Source organism: Entomomonas sp. E2T0 (assembly GCF_025985425.1).
Lineage (GTDB): Bacteria > Pseudomonadota > Gammaproteobacteria > Pseudomonadales > Pseudomonadaceae > Entomomonas.
The window spans coordinates 1,733,150-1,752,879 of record NZ_CP094972.1 but is presented as its reverse complement, the minus strand read 5'-3'; the positions used below and the strand labels follow the sequence as shown (position 1 = coordinate 1,752,879).

Genomic DNA, 19,730 nt, shown 5'->3' with positions numbered 1-19,730 from the left:
TTATTTAATCCGTCAAAATAGAGTCAAGCAATTGTTGATAATTAGTGGATAGTATAGCATTCAATATATCACTAGCAAATTCACTTGTTACTACTGCTTCACCTATTTTTTGTAATAAAACAAGACGTATTTGTCCATCTAACGTTTTTTTATCTACCCGCATATATTTTAGAAAATCATTTGCGGTCATGTTAGTAGGTGGAACAATGGGTAAACCAGCTTTAGCGAATAATTTAATACCTCTATCACGATCTTGTGCTGATAGCCAACCTAGTTGCATAGACATTTCTAAAGCCATTACCGTACCTGCTGCAACTGCTTCGCCATGTAACCAATTACCATAGCCTTGATGCGTCTCAATAGCATGACCAAATGTATGACCCAAATTTAAAATAGCGCGAATTCCTGACTCTGTCTCATCCATCGCCACTACACGCGCTTTAATATCGCAAGACCATTCAATCGCTTTAATTAAACTTTGTGTATCCAAGCTTTTTAGCTGATCAATATTTAACTCTAACCAGTCAAAAAAATCTTTATCTGCAATCAAGCCATATTTGATAACTTCTGCTAAGCCTGCTGATAGCTCTCTTGCAGGTAATGTATGCAAAGTGCTAATATCAATAATAACTGACTTAGGCTGATAAAATGCACCTATCATATTTTTGCCTAAGTCATGATTAATCCCTGTTTTGCCACCTACAGAAGAATCAACTTGAGATAATAATGTAGTAGGTACTTGAATAAAATTAACACCTCGTTGATAACAAGCAGCAGCAAAACCAGTCATATCACCAATGACACCACCACCTAAAGCAATTAAGGTAACCTTACGGGTACACTCTGCTGTAAGCAAACCATCAAAAATTAGTTGTAATGTCTGCCAATTTTTATACTTTTCTCCATCTGGTAACACTACACTTTCATATTGATAATCTACTAGTTGAGCTAATAAACTATCTAAATATAAAGGTGCTACTGTTTCATTGGTTACCACAACTACTTGACTACCTTTAATATAAGGCTCAAGCAATTCTTTTCGAAATAAGCTTTCACCAATAAAAATAGGGTAGCTACGATCACCTAACTCTACTTGTAACCTATGCATATTAAATTCCAGATAAATAATAGAAGTAATTGAGTAGAACTTTACTACAAACCTAAAGATTCTAAAATATGTTGGATTAAAAAACGTGGATGACGCTCATCAGTTGTGATAATTATATGAGCTACTTGACGGTATAATGGATCCCTTATAGCCATAAGGTCTTGTAATACTTTTTTAGGATCAGCTACTTGCAATAGTGGCCTTTGTTTATCTTTTGCTGTGCGTGATATCTGCTGTTCAACAGAAGCATGCAAATAAATAACGGTTGTTTTATCAAACAATATCTGTCGTGTTTCTTCTCGAAGAATTGCACCACCACCTGTGGCTAAAACAAAACCATCATTACCTTCATTACAAATCTCTGTAATAATATTTTGTTCTCTATCTCTAAATCCCTTTTCACCTTCCACATCAAAAATCCATGAAATACTGGCACCTGAACGTGCTTCTATCTCACGATCCGAATCAATAAAAGGTAAATTGAGCTCTCTAGAAAGTAGACGCCCAATGGTGCTTTTTCCAGCTCCCATTGGGCCCACTAATGTTAAACATCTTGACAACGTGTTATCTCGAAGCAAACGCCTTACTATCAATAATACGTGGAGTTATAAAAATTAATAACTCTTGTTTAGTATTAGATACAGTATCACGACGGAACAAGCGTCCCATCACAGGTAAATCACCTAAGAATGGTACTTTTTCTGTTACTTTACTTTGTTCATTCTGGAACACACCACCTAATACAATAGTTTCACCATCAGACACTAATACTTTAGCATTAACTTCATTTTTATTAATGGGTGGAACACCTTGATATGTCCGTGACTCATTAACAGAGTCTTTAGTCACTGTAACAGCCATCATAATTTGATTATCTGGAGTAATTTGTGGAGTTACCTCTAAAGAAAGTAATGCCTCCTTAAATGAAGTAGAAGTAGCACCACTTGAAGAGGCTTCTTGATAAGGTACTTCTTGACCTTTCATAATCCTTGCAGTTTCTTTATCTGAAGTTGTTACTTTCGGTTGAGAAATTATCTCACCTTGTCCAGATTTCTGCATAGCATTTAATTTTAAATCAATCATTACATTCGAACTAAAAAAACCTATACCAATACCTGAGGTGGCATTTGCCGCACCTAAGTCTACTACTGGTGCTGCTGGTGTCCACATGTAGTTATCTCCATCATGAGTAATCGATGTACCAAGATTACCAAAATCTTTGCCAGCGCCCTCAGAGTTTACACGACCATCAGCACCACCATAACTTTGCCAATTACGAGATTTTGAGCCAATATCAGCTCCCCAACGAACCCCTAGGCTTTTAGCGAAATCAACATTAGCCTCAACAATACGTGCTTCAATTTGTACTTGACGCACAGGTCGGTCTAACTGAGTGATAATACGTCTTAACTCTTCTAAACGTTCTTCTGTTTGATAAGCAATAATCGTGTTAGTACGCTTATCAACAGTCAAAGAACCTCGATCATTACTAGTCATATTCGCATTATAAGCACCATTCTGATTAGTTTGTACACTATTAGTCTGGGACATAGTTGCTTGGAATAATGCAATAATACTTGTAGCATCAGCATAATTAACAGGGATAAGCTCACGACGTAAAGGTTGTGTTGCTTTTAATGTTTGTTCAGCATCAAACATTCTACGAGCAGACTCTGCTAACTCATCAGCAGGAGCAATAATAAGAATATTACCTTCTTGACGCTTTGCAAGCCCTCTTGTACGCATGATAATATCTAATGCTTGATCCCATGGTACATTTTGTAAACGTAAAGTAATATTACCTGTTACTGAATCAGTAGCCACTAAATTTAATTTAGTAAAATCTGCTAGAATTTGTAATACACTTCTTACTTCAATATCTTGGAAATTTAAAGATAAAGTATCACCTTTAAAAACACCTTGATCTTCTAAACGGCGTTGTTTTTCTTCTGCAGATACATGTTTAACACTAACAGTTAATTCATCATTAGCTTGAAAAACTAAATAATCATAATTTCCCTTAGGCTCAATAGAAATACTCGAACCATCCGATTTAGCTGTTGAGTTAATAAACTGCACAGGCGTTGCAAAATCTTTAACATCTAACCGTACACGTAATGATTCAGGTAATTGTGTTTTAGGGAAATTAAGAACTATTTTACCTCCCTTTTCTTGTACATCAGGACTAATTGTACTATTTGATAACTTAACGACAATATTACCTTCACCATTATCACCACGTCTAAAATCAATATTTTCAATAGCATTTCCAACTGAGGTAACTGCTTTTGTGGTAACTGGCGTAACATTATTTGTTGGCTTAGTAGATACTGTAGAAGCAGTATTTGTTTGAGCAACTGGTGATGCCGTAGTTTTATCACCTAATATAATAAAAATATTATTGCCTTCTGCACGCGTTGTATAAGGTACTAAAGTATTTAAGCCTACCACTAATCGCGTTACATTTTTAGATTCAACTACTGTTAGATTTCTTACATTACCTATACCAACAGCCCTTCTTTTCTCACCTAATTGGCTTGTAACACCAGGTAAATCAAGGGCAATACGTGCAGGCTGATCAATTGTATAACCATTAGGCGCTGCTACTGGTTCATCAAACATTAATTTAAGCTCTACCCGTTCGCCAGGTAAAGAAACAACATCCATATCTTTTAAATTAGCTGCATATAATATTGAGGGAATAGCCATACCTAATAAAGCTACACTTAAACGTATTAAAGAAACATTCATTGCTGTTTTCCGTTGTTCAATTGGGGTATTCTTTTTCATCTGTAACATCCTTAAGATTAATTTTTAAGCTCTAAGGTATAGGGTCTTTCTCGGCAACCTTCATTACCATCAGAAATTTTCTCTAGAACTTCAAGTCCAAAATCATTAATGGAGATTACTTGTCCATGATTTACACCAATGTAATCTCCTACTCTTATGCGATGAATACCTCCAGCACCACGCAATAATGCATAATGCTCTTTGTCATTTTCTATTGTACCCACCATAGCAAATGATCCTATATCAAAGCCTTCTAAATATTGTTTTGGCCTTGTCAAATCAGGCATAACACATTTAACACCTGACTCATCAGGATCTGGTTTTGGTTGCATAATAGCATCTTGACTTTGAAAAGGGTCTCTCATAAAAGTAGCTGTATATGAAAAAGGTAAATAAGGCTTTGGTTCAGGCAAAGGTTCAATTGCCCTAGCAGGCCTAGCTTTAATACGATCGGTATATTCTTCTAAATCGGTAATACCTGAGTTTCCACAACCTACCAATACACTTGTTAATACACCCAAGAATAGAATGCGTTTAAACATTATCATTTCACATCCTCACGGTAACGGTATGTTTTCGCTAAAACATTAATAGTTAACTTAGAAGAATCTCCTACCACCTCTGGTTTTATTGAAAAATCATTTAATGTAACAATCCTAGGTAATGCAGCAACCTTAGTAGCAAAATTAGCAAATGCGTGATAATTACCCGTTATGGTAATTTGTACAGGCAACTCTACATAAAAAGGCTGTTTTACTTCTTTTTGAAGTCTAATTTGTTTAAATTCTAAACCGCTCGTTAAACCCGCTTTAGTTACATCTTCAATTAAACCTGGCACTTCAGTTTCAGCTGGTAATTGCTTTAGTAAACCACTAAATGATTCCTCAATAGCATCCATTTGAGCCTTATAAGCGTTTAAACTAGCTGATTGAGCAGCCTTTGTTTCAAAGTCTGCTTTCAACTTTGGCTCTTGACCCCTTGCTTTTTCTAAAGAGGCACGAACATCACTTAAAACAAAGTTATAACCTAAAACACAAATAACAATTAATACCAATAAACAAGCAAGAACCATAATAGGTAGAGGCCATGTTCCAGGACTCTTAAGATCTAAATTGTTTAGATCTAAGCTTTTTAAATCAAGACTCATTGTATAGCCCCCCCATCCTTTGGTTCACCTTGATCAACTAATAAAGTAAAACTTGCTGTTTTGTCATTTGGATCTTTTTTGTTGATTTGAGTAATCACAGCCAAATTAGGATTAGCTAACCATGGTGAGTTATCAAAATTACGCATCAATTGTGAAACACGATTATTAGAAACTGTCATACCTTGAATAGTGATTTGTTTATTACTTTTAGATAAAGAAGTATAAAAAACACCCTCTGGCAAGGTACGAACAAATTGGTCTAATAATCTCGCTAGAATTTGACGATTTGACTGTAAATCTTGAATAATCTTCATCCGAGATAATAATTCAGATTTTTTAGATTTCAAATCCTCAATTATTTTAAGATTATTATCCATTACCGTAATTTGTTGCTTTAGATAACTATTACGTAAATTTTGATTTTCAACTTGTAACTCAAAATACTTATTAGCAATATAAACCAAAATAACAGCAACCACTACAGCAACTGCTACAGCTATAAAAAATTGACGTTTCCGCTCTTCCCGTAGCTGCTCACGCCATGGTAATAAATTAATACGTACCATTAGTCAAAACTCCTCATTGCTAAACCACAAGCAATCATCAGTGATGGTGCATCCTGTGCCAATACAGATGCATTAATTTTAGATGATGTTTTCATCTCGGCAAAAGGATTAGCCATCTCTGTTGCGATGTTCAATTTATCTTGGATATAACTTGGTAATTGCTGAATACGTGCACCACCACCAGCTAGAACAATTCCATCAATAGTATTATGTTGTCCTGTTGCAAAGAAAAACTGTAAGGAACGAGCTATTTGATCAGAGATTTGATCCATAAATCCTTGTAATACTGATTGCTCATAATCCTCAGGCAACTCTCCTCTTTTCTTCGCACGCTCTGCATCAAGGAAGGTTAAACCGTAGTGTCTTTGTATCTCTTCAGTAAGTTGACGACCACCAAACATTTGCTCACGATTATAAATAATATGTCCATTATGGATAATATTAAAACTAAGCATTGATGATCCAATATCAATAACAGCAATTGGTGCAGCAGCGCCGGCGCTTTTCACCATAGGGATAAGTGCTGCTGCCCGCTCCATAGCATAGGATTCAAGATCAACAACACCTGCTGATAATCCTGTATAAGCTAATACTGCTTCTCTCGTTTCGATACTTTCTTTGCGGCAAGCAGCTAACAAAACTTCTTCTTTAGAATCATCATTGGGTGATGATGTACCTAAGCGTGCAAAGTCAATAGCCACTTCATCTAAAGGATAAGGAATATATTGATCCGCTTCTAATTGCAGTTGAACTTCTACATCCGCATCACTCATTCCTTTTGTAACTTCTACAACACGAGTAATCACAGATGAGCCACCAACTGCTACTACAGCAGACGTTGCCTTAACCTTAGCAGCTTTAACAGCTTTCTCTAAGACTTTACCAACTGCTTCGATATCATGGATATTTCTATCAGAAACAACGCCCAATGGCAGTTCTTCGACAGCATACCCATTCAATATATAAGAAGCACCTGACTGATCTAAGTCCACCACTCTCACGGAGCTAGCCCCTATATCAATCCCCAATAACTTTTTAACTTTCTTTTTGAATAGCACGATGTTTTTCCCTATCTACATCCGCAACTTACGGAAAAAATTACTCTGTACACACTATATACTATATATAAATATCAAATTTTACTACTCAATTCATAGTGATCTTTACGTAAAAAAGCTATAATATGTCGCAAGTGTTGTTCTAACTCAATAATTTTAACAAAATATTACTATTATTTGCTAGGAATTTATTAATTTTGATTCGTTTATATAAATTTATTTGGTGGTCTTTTATATCATTAATTTGTGTAGTTCCACTTGTAATCAGTGGCGCAGCTCTTTATTTGAGCCACAATTTACCGTCTATTGAATCAATACGCCACATAGAATTACAAATACCATTACGTGTTTATAGTGCAGATAATAAGCTAATTGCTGAATTTGGAGAAATGCGTCGCTCACCTATTGCCTACAAGGAAATCCCTCCTAATTTTGTTAATGCATTATTGGCAGCAGAAGATGATAACTTTAAAAGCCACTATGGCATTGATCTTAAAAGTTTACTACGTGCAATACTTGAATTAGCAACCACCGGCCATAAACAATCAGGTGGCAGTACTATCACTATGCAGGTTGCAAGAAATTATTTTTTATCAAGTGAGCAAACCTATATACGTAAAGCAAGAGAAATCTTGTTAGCTTTAAAATTAGAACAGGAATTAACCAAAGAAGAAATTTTAGAGTTATACCTTAATAAAATATTTTTAGGTTATCGCTCTTACGGAATTGAAGCTGCTTCTCAAGTTTATTATGGGAAATCTGTTAAAGATTTATCATTGGCTCAAATGGCCACTTTAGCTGGTCTTCCTAAAGCACCATCAGCTAATAATCCAATTATTAATCCTAAACGTAGCTTAGAAAGAAGAAATTGGATTCTTTCCAGAATGTATAACTTGAGAATGATCAATAAAGCAGACTATGAAAAAGCTAAAGCTGAACCAGAGACAGCTAAACGCCATGATGCCATTCCTGAGCTTGCCGCACCTTATATAGCTGAAATAATACGCTCAGAAATGGTTGAAAAATATGGTGATGCTGCTTATACAGATGGCTATCAAGTAACTGCTACTATTTCCTCACCTTTACAAGAAGCGGCTAATCAGGCTTTACGCAAAGGTTTATTAGAATATGACAAACGTCATGGTTATCGTGGTGCAGAACAACCATCAATAGCAATAGAAAGTTGGTCTAATATACTTAAAGAACAAAAATCTATTGGTTATTTAGAACCGGCTATAGTAACAGCTATTGATGAGCAAAATATTACTGTGCTTACTCAACAAAACCAGCAAGAAATAGTTGCTTGGGCAACAATGAAATGGGCAAGATCTTATTTATCTAACAATAGCATGGGGCCTCTACCTAAAACCCCTAAAGATATTGTTAAAGTGGGTGACTTAATTCGTGTACAAAGGGATCAACAAGGAACTTTATACTTTAGTCAGCTCCCTAAAGCGGAATCTGCCTTAGTTTCATTGAACTCACAAACAGGTGCTGTTGAAGCGCTCGTAGGCGGCTTTTCATTTGATCAAAGTAACTATAACCGTGTTACCCAAGCTAAACGCCAACCAGGTTCCAGCTTTAAACCTTTTATTTATAGCGCAGCATTAGATGCAGGGTTCACTGCAGCAAGCAAGATTAATGATGCCCCTATTGTTGTAGAGGATGGTTCTAATAAGAAAAAATGGAAACCAAAAAATGATGGTAATAAATTCTTAGGACCTATTAGTTTAAGGGAAGGTTTATACCGCTCTAGAAACTTAGTAACTATTCGTTTATTACAAAGTGTAGGTATTGATAATACATTAGACTATATTGAAAAATTTGGTTTTGCCAAAGAAAGTTTACCACCCTCTCTTTCACTTGCATTAGGCTCAGCTGATGTATCACCAATGCAAATAGCCCGTGCATGGACTGTATTTGCTAGTGGTGGCTATAAAATCTATCCTTATGTAATTGATGAAATTAAAGACCGTAATGACAAAGTTATTTTTACAGCTACACCACCTGCTATTCCAGAAATAAACCAAACAATAACCGAAGTTAGTGAGCATAAAGCTGTACTTATGCCTATGGAAAAAGATGATCAACCAAAAACCATACCTAATATAGCTGAGTCTGTTATTGATAAGCGCACAGCTTATATTATGAATAGTATCTTACAAGATGTAATTAAACGTGGTACAGGTACAAGAGCTTTAGCATTAAAACGTACAGATCTAGCAGGAAAAACAGGTACCACAAATGACACTAAAGATGCTTGGTTTGCAGGCTATAATGGTGATTACACAACCGTTGTTTGGGTTGGCTTTGATAAACCAGATACATTAGGACGCCGTGAATATGGTGGCACCTTAGCTCTGCCTATTTGGATTGACTATATGCAAGTAGCGTTAAAAGATAAACCTAATAAGACCATGCCCAAGCCCGCAGGTATTGTACAACTTAAAATAGATGCGGATACTGGCCGTCTAGCTTCTGATAACTCACAAAGAACTTATACGGAGCTATTTAAGAAAGAGGATGCTATCAAGGGAGATGATTCTTCAGGTCTTCCTATGTCAAGTGATGATGTAGCGCCTATGGAATTATTCTAATGCTATAAAAAAGGCTTATTTGTTGATCAAATAAGCCTTTTTTACATCACTATAAATTAACTCTATTTGCTAACTTACCTTGTTTATAATGTTCTTCTTTTATTTTATTTCCGTATTTATCCCAGAAGATCCATACACCCTCTTTTTTGCCATTTTTGTATTTTCCTTCTGAACGCTTAGTTTCTGCATCATCTAACCAAAAGGTTTTCCAGACTCCCTCTCTCTTATCATTTTTATAATAGCCTAACATTTCCCTTTTACCTCTATCATCCCAAGAAACCCAAACACCCTCTTTTTTGCCATTAACTAACATAACTTGTGACTTTAAACGACCATTTTCATCCCAAACTAACCAAATATTTCGATCCATTTTATTATCATTTAAGCTACCTAATTTACTTTTTTGGTCTTCTTTTATATCAGATAAAACAGCCTCTAAGCGTCCATTTTTATAGAAGGTTTCATTCATATTGGAACCATCTATATTCCACATACGCCATAAACCTTCTAGTTTTCCTAACTTATACATTCCTTCAGCATGTTTTTGTCCATTACTAAACCAACGTGTCCACATACCATCTTTTTTACCATCAATATAATTTCCATCCTGCATTTTAATGCCATTCTCATACCACATAATATAAGCGCCTGTAATACTTAACTCTGACTCAGGCATAGTGTAGTAAACATAAGGGATACGAGTGACATCTTCTATTCTTTCTAACACAAATGGATCTGTCGCTTTATTATTAGTATCCTTATATATCTCCTGTACAAGAAATCCTTCAGGAGCTTTCTTTAAAAAAAGACGATAAACTCTGTAATTAAACAATGCTGTATCATGACTACTATCTGTCTCAGCCACAATTTGCCCCTCTTCCCATGGAAGAGTTGAATTTGCTCCTTCTTTTTGTTCTGCTTTAACAACAGAAACTAAAAAAAAGACTGCTATAAACAATGTTATTATCTTATTCATGCAAAATATCTATTGGCTGTAGAGCGTCTTAAATTTACTAATTAAACACTATTAAATACAAGTATAACCTATAGCCGTAATGCTATAATCAATTTTATTTATTAATCAAGAGTAATTATTACATGCAGATTTGGATTGACGCTGATGCCTGCCCCAAAATTGCTAAAGAATTAGTTTATAAATTTGCCCATAAACGCAACCTACACGTCACTTTAGTGGCTGGGCAAGGGCAAACTAAACCCATTTTTAATTGGGTAAGCCTTATTATTGTACCAACAGGTATGGATGCTGCTGATGACTATTTAGTAGAGCACTCCCAACCCAATGATCTTGTGATATGTAGCGATATTCCATTAGCAGACAGATTAATAAAAAAACAAGTCGCTGTACTTGATCCTAAAGGCCGTGAATTTACTCCTAATAATATGTCCAACAAACTAGCGATGCGCAACTTATTTACAGAACTTAGGGATCAAGGCCAGATTAACTCACAGCAGGCAAGTTATGGTGACAAAGATAAACAACAATTTGCTAATAGTTTAGATCGTATTCTTACTCGGCTACAGAATCAAACAAAGTAAATATATTTACGAACGTACCTCGCTACTACTATATAAGTTATAATTAATTTAATTTTTTATTTGTTAACTGGTTTATTAATGGACACTCAAAACACACCTATTGTTACCGTTATTATCTCCTCCTATAATCATGCACACTATATCGAAGAAACGATTAATAGTGTTATTAATCAAACCTACCCTAACATAGAACTACTGGTTATTGATGATGGCTCATCAGATAATAGTGTTGAACTATTAACAAAGCTTCAAAAACAACATGGTTTTGATTTATTAATTCAAGAAAACAAAGGGTTATCAAAAACCTTAAATGAAGCAATTGCTAGAGCCAAAGGTGAGTTAATAGTCCCCTTTGGTTCAGATGATATTATGTTGCCTGAACGTATCACTACCCAAGTTAACTATATTCAAGATAAACCAGAAGTAGGTATCTGTGCTTCCAATATGGATATTATTGACAGTGAAGGAAATCTTTTTCCAGAAAAAGAACAAAAACATCGCCACATACCTTTTCGCCGCTTAGATTTTGATGATATTTTTCTTGATAGAAAACCTGGCGCTATGGCTGCAACATTGATGCTTCGCAAAGAAGCACTCGTTAAAATAGGTGGCTTTGATCCAGAAATTAGATTAGAAGATCTCTATATTATGCTTGCTATTACTAAAGCAGGTTATTTTATGGATGTGCTTCCTCAGGTACTTTCTCTGTACCGCAAGCATCCAACCAACACCTATAAAAACTTACCCTTTATGTTTGATTATAGTTGTAAAACCTATGCACGTTTTAAAGACAGTCCCCATTATCAAGATGTACTAATGAAAATGTGTAATTCAATGTTCTTAAAAAGTGCTTCCAGAGATAAAGTACTAGCTAAACGAGTGCTTAAACAAATACCTTGGAAATATTGGAATAAAAAGACATTCCGTGGACTACTACGATTATGGTTCAGTTAACAAGTAGCAAAGAAAAAAGGGAATAATTTATATTCCCTTTTTCTTTATTAATGACTTAATCCATTAATATTTTCTTTAAATACTCACCATAACTTGTTTTAGATAACTGCTCAGCTTTTTTCTGCAACTGTTCAGCCGTTATCCAACCTTTTTGGAAAGCTATTTCTTCTAAACAAGCAATTTTAGCGTCTTGGCGTTTTTCTAGAGTATATACATATTGACTAGCTTCTAATAACGAATCATGTGTACCACTATCTAACCAAGCAAAACCACGTCCTAACAACTGTACATCTAATGACTGCTGCTTAAGATATACACAATTAACATCAGTAATCTCTAGCTCGCCTCTTGGTGATGGCTTAATATTTTTTGCAATATCTATTACTTGATTATCATAAAAATAAAGCCCTGTTACTGCATAATGAGACTTTGGCTTTTTAGGCTTCTCTTCAATACTTAATACCTTACCATCCTTGTCAAACTCTACCACACCAAAACGCTCTGGATCAGATACATGATAACCAAAAACAGTTGCTCCTGTTTGCTTTTGATTAGCTTGTTTTAAACTAATAGAAAAATTAGCACCATGAAAGATATTATCACCTAGAATCAAACAACTAGGATCATTACCTAAAAACGACTCACCAATAATAAAAGCTTGTGCTAAACCATCTGGAGAAGGTTGTGCAGCATACTGAATATTTAATCCCCACTCACTGCCATCACCAAAAATTCTTTGAAAACCTGGTAAATCTGTAGGTGTAGAAATAATTAAAATATCCTGAATATCAGCCAGCATTAAAGTAGACATTGGATAATAAATCATTGGTTTATCATAAATAGGTAGTAGTTGCTTAGAAACACCCAAAGTAATTGGATGTAATCTTGTCCCAGAACCACCCGCTAAAATAATACCTTTTCTTTTTCCCATGTTTTATTCCACGCTATAAATTTGTTAGCCAATTATTTTACTAACTCAATGTTAGCTAATTAAAAGTCCTATTATATAAGACTATGCATACAATTAACAAAAAACCGCCCTATAAAGGCGGTTTTATATTCAATTAAACCATTAAATCTTAGCGCTTAATTCTTTAATCTCATGATTTAAAATATGATCATTCTCTGAATAATCCACAGGACAATCAATTAAATGCACACCAGGCTCATTCAAACATTTCTGCACTAACGGTGCAAACTCTGCTGCACTATTAACTCTATGTCCCTCAGCACCATAGCTTTCTGCATATTTCACGAAATCTGGATTACCATAAGTTAAACCAAAATCATCAAACGCCATATTAGATTGTTTCCAACGGATCATACCATAAGCATCATCACGTAAAATAATCACCACAATATGTAAGCCTAAGCGTACAGCTGTTTCTAATTCTTGACTATTCATCATAAAACCACCATCACCACAAACGGCAACAATAGGTTTATCTGGATGAACAAGACGTGCCGCCATAGCAGAAGGTAATCCTGCCCCCATAGTAGCTAAAGCATTATCTAATAATACTGTATTTGGCATATGGGCTTTATAGTTGCGGGCAAACCAAAGTTTATAAACGCCATTATCTAAAGTCACAATACCATCGGCTGGCATAATTTTTCGTAAATCTGCTACTAAGCGCTGTGGATACATAGGAAAACGGTCATCATCAGCACCTACTTTTAAGTGAGCTTCATTAGCCTCACGAATAGCCAATAAACGAGAAAAATCCCATGTAGGTTGCACAATAATCTCTTGTTTAATTTGCCAAATAGCATTAGCAATATCACCTACCACTTCAATTTGTGGGAAATAAACAGGATCCACTTCTGCTGAACGGAAGTTAATATGAATAACTTCTGTACCACCACGTACCATAAAGAAAGGTGGTTTTTCAATAACATCATGTCCAACATTAATAATAAGATCCGCTGACTCTAATGCTCTATGTACAAAGTCACCTGAAGACAACGCTGCATTACCAAGGAAACGAGGATGACTCTCATCAACCACACCTTTCCCCATTTGCGTTGTTACAAAAGGAATACCTGTTTTCTCAATTAATTGATATAAAACACGCGCTGTCATTTTACGATTAGCACCAGCACCGATTACTAATACTGGGCTTTTGGCTGTTTCCATTTTAGAAACAGCCGCACGAATGGCTTTTTCTTCTGCTAATGGACGACGTGTTAAACTGGCTGGAATGGGCGTATTATCAGTTTCATCTGCTGCCACATCTTCTGGTAACTCTAAGTGAACCGCGCCTGGCTTTTCTTCCTCTGCTAAACGTACTGCCTCGCGTATCCGAGATGGAATATTATCCGCAGAAGCCAATTGATGGGTAAACTTAGTTAATGGAGACATCATCCCCACCACATCCAAAATCTGGAAACGGCCTTGTTTTGAGCGTCTAATTGGCTTCTGACCAGTGATCATTAATAATGGCATACCACCTAAGTAAGCATAAGCGCCCGCAGTAACTAAATTGGTTGCACCTGGGCCTAACGTTGAAAGACACACACCTACTTTACCTGTTAAACGGCCATAGGTTGCGGCCATAAAACCTGCTGATTGTTCATGACGTGTTAAAATAAGTTTAATTTGTTCTGAACGAGATAATGAATCTAATAAATCTAGATTTTCCTCACCAGGAATACCAAAAATATACTTAACACCTTCACTTTCAAGGCATTGCACAACAAGATCAGAGGCTTTAGTCATCAGTTACTACCTTCGTAAAATTCGCACCGCAGAATGATATAAAATAAATTAGTCAATAAAGCGTGTAATAATGCAACAGCTTTATTCATTTGTCCATAATTAAACGACTTTTATCCTAGTATAGAGTGCTTTACTACCAAAGAGTTCGATAAAAAAATTAGTTTAGCTAGGATTTATATTTTGCATCACTTATACTAAATTAATCATATGTAAAAAAGTTAGTTAATGAATAGATCAACAATGTACAAATTTATTTACTACTGTTTAGTACTTGTTACTACCAGCTTACCTCTCTTAGCAACTACTACTAACACAGAGTCTACCTCTGCTACTCAAAGTCACTCAATAAAAGTGGGAGACATTGTTGCTAACAATGATTTTCTATACCGAAAAATTGTAGAAGTTACAGCAGACGGATATAAGGTTCAAAATTTCTACAAACAAACTGATGACAAACAATCTGATATTTTTCTTATCAAAGAAACTAAATACCTCAATTATTTTCAACCACTGGATTACTATAATCTACAAAACCTCATTTTTGATGGGCCTCTTATTTTATGGTCTATCAATGGTCATAAAGCCTTAGATATTATTGTCAGTAATGGCAATGCCGAAGGCCCGTTTAAGAGTTATTATTCTATTAATGGCAATAAAGAAATTGAAGGCAACTATAAATTAGGTAAACCCGAAGGGCTTTGGCAATATTGGGATATGGATGGTAATGTAGAAAAACAAGTATATTATAAAGCAGGCATTATACAGTGGCAGAAAGACAGCATTAGTTTAAAAGGAATCTAATTAAATGCCTGATCAGTACCCTCAACCCAATACGATTAAGAAAAGAATCTATTTTTGGCCTCCAATACTAGTGGGTACAGCAAGTGCACTTATTATATTTACTGCATTACTTTATTTTAGCTGGCTTAATGTCATAACCTGTTTAATTATTCCTATTATGAGTGGCTTTATTACATTAGCAATAGCTAATCCTTTGGTTCAATCGGATAGAGTCTGTCAAATCTTTCTACCTTGGGCTTCTTTAGTACTGCTTATTCCTTTTGCTTATTGGAAATTAAAAATACTTATTTTACTGGTTTTTCCAATAGCCAGTTTAGGTGGTTGGTTAGCTGGCCAACTATTCACTAAAATTCGTCAATATTATGATGAGTAAATAAAAAATATTTTCATATTATATTTTTATGATATTATAAAAACATCAAGTGAAAAAGATGTAATATGAATACGATACAAGAAAATGCTAATACTGCTGCAAATTTTTTAAAAGGAATTGCTAACCCTCATCGATTATTAATTCTTTGTTTATTAGCAGAAGGCGAAAAGAATGTAACAACCTTAGTAGAAGCTACGGGTATACCTCAAACTTCTATTTCCCAGCACTTAGCAAAATTAAAGCAAGAAAAAATGGTTACTTTTCGGCGCGACCATAGGGTGTTGTACTACTCTATTTGTAACGAAGCAGTAACTAAAATTATGGATGTACTTTACCAAACATTTTGTAAGGAGTAACAATATGACTACTAATATTTCCCCGAAACAAGCAGAAGAAATGTTAAAAGCAGGTGATGCTATTCTAGTTGATGTACGTGATAACGATATGTATCAAGCTGAACATATTATTTATGCAGCTTCAGTACCTGTAGAACAACTTAACCAACAACAACTACAAGTATTAGCAGAGCAGCCTAAGAAAGTTATCTTTCAATGTATGAGAGGAATAAAATCTCAACAAGCTAGTAACTTAGCAAAAGATTTAGGTGACAAAGTATATAATATGGAAGGTGGCCTTGTAGCATGGAAAGAAGCAGGATTACCTACCCTATTAGGCACTAATACAAACGGCCCCAAAATGTCACTAGTTAGACAAATGCAAATTACTTTGGGTATTGTTTTACTAGTAATCTTCCTCATTCCTTTCTTAACAGGTCTCTTTGGCTTCCTTCTCTATTTAATCCCCGTTATCGGTATTGTTCTTATTGCGGCAGGTTTCGTTGGTTGCTGTCCATTAATGAAAATTCTAGGTCAAATGCCTTGGAATAAGTGAACCCTATAAAGGAGTAATTAATAATTACTCCTTTATAACTTTATTAAAACGCTATATAAATAACTGGTTTTATCCCATCTCGTTCGTTATTACTATACTTATATTTAGTATCATCTAGCCAATCACTACTTAACATTTGTTGCTGCTCATTCCATTGCAAAGGGTGTTGATTATAAGGATTAACAATTTTATTAGTGACCAACCAATCGCCTACTTGCTGCTTATCAAGTCCTTTCTGTTTAATAGCCAATTTAGTATTTACTAGCAATAAATAAAGAGATAGATCATATAATCTAAACTGATAACTATCATAGTTAGGTAATGCCACATTCAGTAAAACTTCACCATAAAAATTATGTAAAAAGAAAATCCCTTTTTCATTCATTAGATATACTAAGAAATGTTTAGCCTTTTTGTCATCTTGCTTATTCACTTGCTGTAAATAATAAGAAGAAGCTTCTGGTAAAACCAACATAGCATTTTGTATAAAAGAGTCATATAACTTATAATTTTTATTTAATGAGGCATTTCTATCAAACAGCAAGAACCACAAAGTTAATCTGTCCTTATTAATAAGCGACTGATAAAAATAAAGCCCACCATTACGCTCTATCATTAAAGCTCGAGCTATTGCTTGTTGCTCATATATCGTTAAAGGCTTTAATAGGCTATTAATTTCTTCATTATGTAAATAATCCATTAATTCAGGTTTATCTAACAAATCTTCAATAACATGATAAATAGTTAATAGTTGCCTTATCGCGACCATAGGAGCAACTAAGGTATCTTGACCTGATAATATTTTTTTATAAAAATCAATTTCTTCTTGTAAAATTACAATACCCTTTTCTACCTGATCTTGATTAATTAGTAAAACTGCCTCACCTACCCTTAGTTCAGTAAGCCGCATCATATTTTGAAAGTTAAGTATTGGCGCTGATAATGATGTGAAATAACCATTGTAATTAGGTAATTTAATTATTTGTTTATAACGATCTAATAAAATATGATTTTTTTCTATTAAATGTGTTATAGATCTAGAATGCTCAACAATTTTTCTTGTACAACCTAACTCTGTTAAATTTTTACAAGGAAATTGGTAGTCTTTTCCATTCACTTGGTAATTAAGTTCTAATGCATTACCTTGGTTATAATAGCTCCATTGCTCCATTAATCTAGAGTCTTTGGTTACAATAGCTGCCTTAATCTTTTGTTGGTTATCAATAATTATTTGTTTACCGACTAGAAAATAATCCATATCTACTGGAGCATCAATACCCATAAAACTAACATAAGCATTTTGCTCCATTGTCTTTTTATCAATCTCAAGGCTATGAGTAAGTATATCAGCAACTTGTGGGTTTAGTTTTTCTTGCTTTAAAACGCCAATAACAAAAACAGCTAACAGTCCTAAAAAAATAAAACCCATTAGGTATAAAAGCTTTCGTATCATAATATCCCTATCTATTATAACTTCTACTGAGTTTCTTGATTGAAATAGCTCTCTCTTATTTTTACTCCTTTTTGATAGATAATTTCTTTATCTTTACTGCCATCTTCTTTCCAATATGTCCAAGTATCATCCTGTAAGTCGTTAATATAACTGCCTTCAGCCCATTTTTTTCCTTCTGCATAGTAAGTCCATAACCCCATGCGCTGATTTGCAGAATACTCTCCTTCAGAAACTTTTTCCCCTTTACTATCCCAAACTATCCATAAGCCATTTAACAAACCATTTTTATAATTCCCTAGTGTTTGTTGTTGACCATTCTCATACCATTTTTTATAAGGTCCATTTAATACATTATTTACATAATTAATTTGTGATTTTATTCGTCCATCAGCATGCCACTCTGTCCACTGACCAGCCTTTTTACCATCATCATATTGACCTTTTAATTTTAATATACCACTGTCATACCAGACCTGCATGACACCATCTAAAACACCTTTGTCTTTATACAATAATTCATACTGTTTTTGTTCATTTTTATACCATGTAACATAAGGCCCTTCAATACTTCTTAAAGAACCTAACTGCTTCAACTCATAGATATTGTGAATTAATACAGGATCAGATTGTTTTTTATTAGTATCTGCAAAAAAATCTTGTACTACAAAACTATTCTCACCTTCTATTGTTACTATCTTTCGGTAATAACCATTGTTATCAATATTATCTACAGGTGCCCAATACTGATTAAAGTATCCAACAACCATTCCTTCCTTTAAAGAAGCACGAAAACGCTGGTCTGGTGTTAGATTCTCCGGCTCAATAGCAACATTATTTGTTGCTGTTGATGCTTGTTGCTCAGTATTTTGAGCAAACCCAATATTCACCACTCCTACTAACAATAAAAGTTTTAGTGATAAAAGATACTTTATATATTGCCTCACTGTAGCTATTACCCTTTCATTACCTACACAATTTTTTGATTATAATACAGTATAGTCATGGAATTAAGAATTTAACTAAACTAATTCAGCTAGTTTTTAAGTAAAAATAGCTATTTATCACAAAACTCTCTAAAATGATCAACCTCTTCTTAATATTCTTATTAAATTTAGTAATATTCTTCTCAATACACAATAGTTGACTAAAATAGTAGGAAATAGCATAATAGTCCTATATTTATAGATATTGAGGCAAATTAATGCGCTTAACAACCAAAGGCCGTTATGCAGTTACTGCAATGCTTGACCTTGCCATCAATGCTGAACATAATCCAGTATCATTAGCTGATATTTCTGAAAGGCAAGATATCTCCCTATCCTATCTTGAACAATTATTTGCTAAACTACGTCGTTATGAACTAGTAACCAGTGTACGTGGGCCAGGTGGTGGTTATCAGTTAGCCCGCAGTATGGAAAATATTGACATCGCAGAAGTCATTGATGCTGTTAATGAGACAGTAGATGCTACCCGTTGCCAAGGTCATGCTGGTTGTAACTCTGGTGATATTTGCCTAACACATCATTTATGGCAAGGTCTTAGCCAACAAATACATGATTTTTTAAGTGGTATTACATTAGCTGATCTTGTTAATAAACGTGAAATTCGTGATGTTGCCCGTAGGCAAAATGAACGCCAACAAACAGCATATACACTTAATAGTAATAAAATAGAAACATCTTTTCTTGAATAAGATGATTTCTTCCGTGAGGAAAA

Annotated in this window: 20 protein-coding genes; 8 read left to right on the top strand and 12 right to left on the bottom strand. The window is 34.7% G+C overall.

Annotation, left to right across the window (positions count from 1 at the left end):
* Positions 1–4 precede the first annotated feature (4 nt).
* The 7 genes from aroB to pilM are packed head-to-tail and all read right to left on the bottom strand — an operon-like array spanning position 5 to position 6,669.
* Entirely contained in the window at positions 5–1,108 is a 1,104-nt protein-coding gene (gene aroB / locus MTZ49_RS08380; RefSeq protein ID WP_264745103.1) for a 3-dehydroquinate synthase, read from the bottom strand.
* 44 nt (positions 1,109–1,152) lie between these two features.
* Complete coding sequence (aroK, locus tag MTZ49_RS08375; protein WP_319804726.1) at positions 1,153–1,668, bottom strand: shikimate kinase AroK; 516 nt, start codon at positions 1,666–1,668, stop codon at positions 1,153–1,155.
* Positions 1,669–1,672: 4 nt separating this feature from the next.
* Positions 1,673–3,859: a type IV pilus secretin PilQ gene (pilQ, locus tag MTZ49_RS08370; protein WP_264747857.1), complete on the bottom strand. Its 2,187-nt coding sequence runs from the start codon at positions 3,857–3,859 to the stop codon at positions 1,673–1,675.
* 56 nt (positions 3,860–3,915) lie between these two features.
* Entirely contained in the window at positions 3,916–4,446 is a 531-nt protein-coding gene (locus MTZ49_RS08365; protein WP_264745101.1) for a pilus assembly protein PilP, read from the bottom strand.
* Positions 4,443–5,045, bottom strand: a complete 603-nt coding sequence (locus tag MTZ49_RS08360; RefSeq protein ID WP_264745100.1) for a type 4a pilus biogenesis protein PilO — start codon at positions 5,043–5,045, stop codon at positions 4,443–4,445. Before MTZ49_RS08360 ends, MTZ49_RS08365 begins: the two co-directional genes overlap by 4 nt.
* Positions 5,042–5,611, bottom strand: coding sequence for a PilN domain-containing protein (locus MTZ49_RS08355; protein WP_264745099.1), 570 nt, complete (start codon positions 5,609–5,611; stop codon positions 5,042–5,044). Before MTZ49_RS08355 ends, MTZ49_RS08360 begins: the two co-directional genes overlap by 4 nt.
* The gene (gene pilM / locus MTZ49_RS08350; RefSeq protein ID WP_413774138.1) at positions 5,611–6,669 is read right to left on the bottom strand and encodes a type IV pilus assembly protein PilM; all 1,059 of its coding nucleotides are present in this window, start codon (positions 6,667–6,669) and stop codon (positions 5,611–5,613) included. The genes MTZ49_RS08355 and pilM overlap by 1 nt, the downstream gene beginning before the upstream one ends.
* 197 nt (positions 6,670–6,866) lie before the next feature.
* Between pilM and MTZ49_RS08345 the strand changes: the two genes are divergently transcribed.
* A complete protein-coding gene (locus MTZ49_RS08345; protein ID WP_264745098.1) occupies positions 6,867–9,266 on the top strand; it encodes a penicillin-binding protein 1A in 2,400 nt (799 codons plus the stop codon).
* A gap of 49 nt (positions 9,267–9,315) precedes the next feature.
* Here MTZ49_RS08345 and MTZ49_RS08340 read toward each other — a convergent pair whose 3' ends face one another.
* Positions 9,316–10,242, bottom strand: a complete 927-nt coding sequence (locus MTZ49_RS08340; RefSeq protein ID WP_264745097.1) for a toxin-antitoxin system YwqK family antitoxin — start codon at positions 10,240–10,242, stop codon at positions 9,316–9,318.
* 122 nt (positions 10,243–10,364) lie between these two features.
* On the opposite strand from MTZ49_RS08340, the gene MTZ49_RS08335 reads away from it, so the two are divergent.
* Both MTZ49_RS08335 and MTZ49_RS08330 read left to right on the top strand, forming a co-directional pair.
* Positions 10,365–10,823 (top strand): YaiI/YqxD family protein, encoded by a 459-nt coding sequence (locus tag MTZ49_RS08335; RefSeq protein WP_264745096.1) that lies wholly within the window; start codon positions 10,365–10,367, stop codon positions 10,821–10,823.
* A gap of 78 nt (positions 10,824–10,901) precedes the next feature.
* Positions 10,902–11,777: a glycosyltransferase family 2 protein gene (locus MTZ49_RS08330; RefSeq protein WP_264745095.1), complete on the top strand. Its 876-nt coding sequence runs from the start codon at positions 10,902–10,904 to the stop codon at positions 11,775–11,777.
* A 55-nt stretch (positions 11,778–11,832) separates the two neighbouring features.
* Here MTZ49_RS08330 and rfbA read toward each other — a convergent pair whose 3' ends face one another.
* Together rfbA and MTZ49_RS08320 are read right to left on the bottom strand one after the other, a co-directional pair.
* The gene (gene rfbA / locus MTZ49_RS08325; protein ID WP_264745094.1) at positions 11,833–12,708 is read right to left on the bottom strand and encodes a glucose-1-phosphate thymidylyltransferase RfbA; all 876 of its coding nucleotides are present in this window, start codon (positions 12,706–12,708) and stop codon (positions 11,833–11,835) included.
* A 141-nt stretch (positions 12,709–12,849) separates the two neighbouring features.
* Complete coding sequence (locus MTZ49_RS08320; protein WP_264745093.1) at positions 12,850–14,496, bottom strand: acetolactate synthase large subunit; 1,647 nt, start codon at positions 14,494–14,496, stop codon at positions 12,850–12,852.
* Positions 14,497–14,736: 240 nt separating this feature from the next.
* On the opposite strand from MTZ49_RS08320, the gene MTZ49_RS08315 reads away from it, so the two are divergent.
* The 4 genes from MTZ49_RS08315 to MTZ49_RS08300 all read left to right on the top strand — a co-directional run bounded on the left by MTZ49_RS08315 (position 14,737) and on the right by MTZ49_RS08300 (position 16,561).
* Positions 14,737–15,297 carry a toxin-antitoxin system YwqK family antitoxin gene (locus MTZ49_RS08315; RefSeq protein ID WP_264745092.1) on the top strand — a complete coding sequence of 187 codons (561 nt, stop codon included), beginning with the start codon at positions 14,737–14,739 and terminating at the stop codon, positions 15,295–15,297.
* A gap of 4 nt (positions 15,298–15,301) precedes the next feature.
* A complete protein-coding gene (locus tag MTZ49_RS08310) occupies positions 15,302–15,670 on the top strand; it encodes a hypothetical protein (protein ID WP_264745091.1) in 369 nt (122 codons plus the stop codon).
* A 65-nt stretch (positions 15,671–15,735) separates the two neighbouring features.
* Positions 15,736–16,026 (top strand): ArsR/SmtB family transcription factor, encoded by a 291-nt coding sequence (locus MTZ49_RS08305; RefSeq protein ID WP_264745090.1) that lies wholly within the window; start codon positions 15,736–15,738, stop codon positions 16,024–16,026.
* A 4-nt stretch (positions 16,027–16,030) separates the two neighbouring features.
* A complete protein-coding gene (locus tag MTZ49_RS08300) occupies positions 16,031–16,561 on the top strand; it encodes a rhodanese-like domain-containing protein (RefSeq protein ID WP_264745089.1) in 531 nt (176 codons plus the stop codon).
* A gap of 43 nt (positions 16,562–16,604) precedes the next feature.
* Here MTZ49_RS08300 and MTZ49_RS08295 read toward each other — a convergent pair whose 3' ends face one another.
* Positions 16,605–18,014, bottom strand: coding sequence for a hypothetical protein (locus tag MTZ49_RS08295; RefSeq protein WP_264745088.1), 1,410 nt, complete (start codon positions 18,012–18,014; stop codon positions 16,605–16,607).
* Positions 18,015–18,037: 23 nt separating this feature from the next.
* Positions 18,038–18,901 (bottom strand): toxin-antitoxin system YwqK family antitoxin, encoded by an 864-nt coding sequence (locus MTZ49_RS08290; RefSeq protein WP_264745087.1) that lies wholly within the window; start codon positions 18,899–18,901, stop codon positions 18,038–18,040.
* Positions 18,902–19,215: 314 nt separating this feature from the next.
* On the opposite strand from MTZ49_RS08290, the gene iscR reads away from it, so the two are divergent.
* Complete coding sequence (iscR, locus tag MTZ49_RS08285; RefSeq protein WP_264745086.1) at positions 19,216–19,707, top strand: Fe-S cluster assembly transcriptional regulator IscR; 492 nt, start codon at positions 19,216–19,218, stop codon at positions 19,705–19,707.
* The last annotated feature ends 23 nt before the right edge of the window (positions 19,708–19,730 follow it).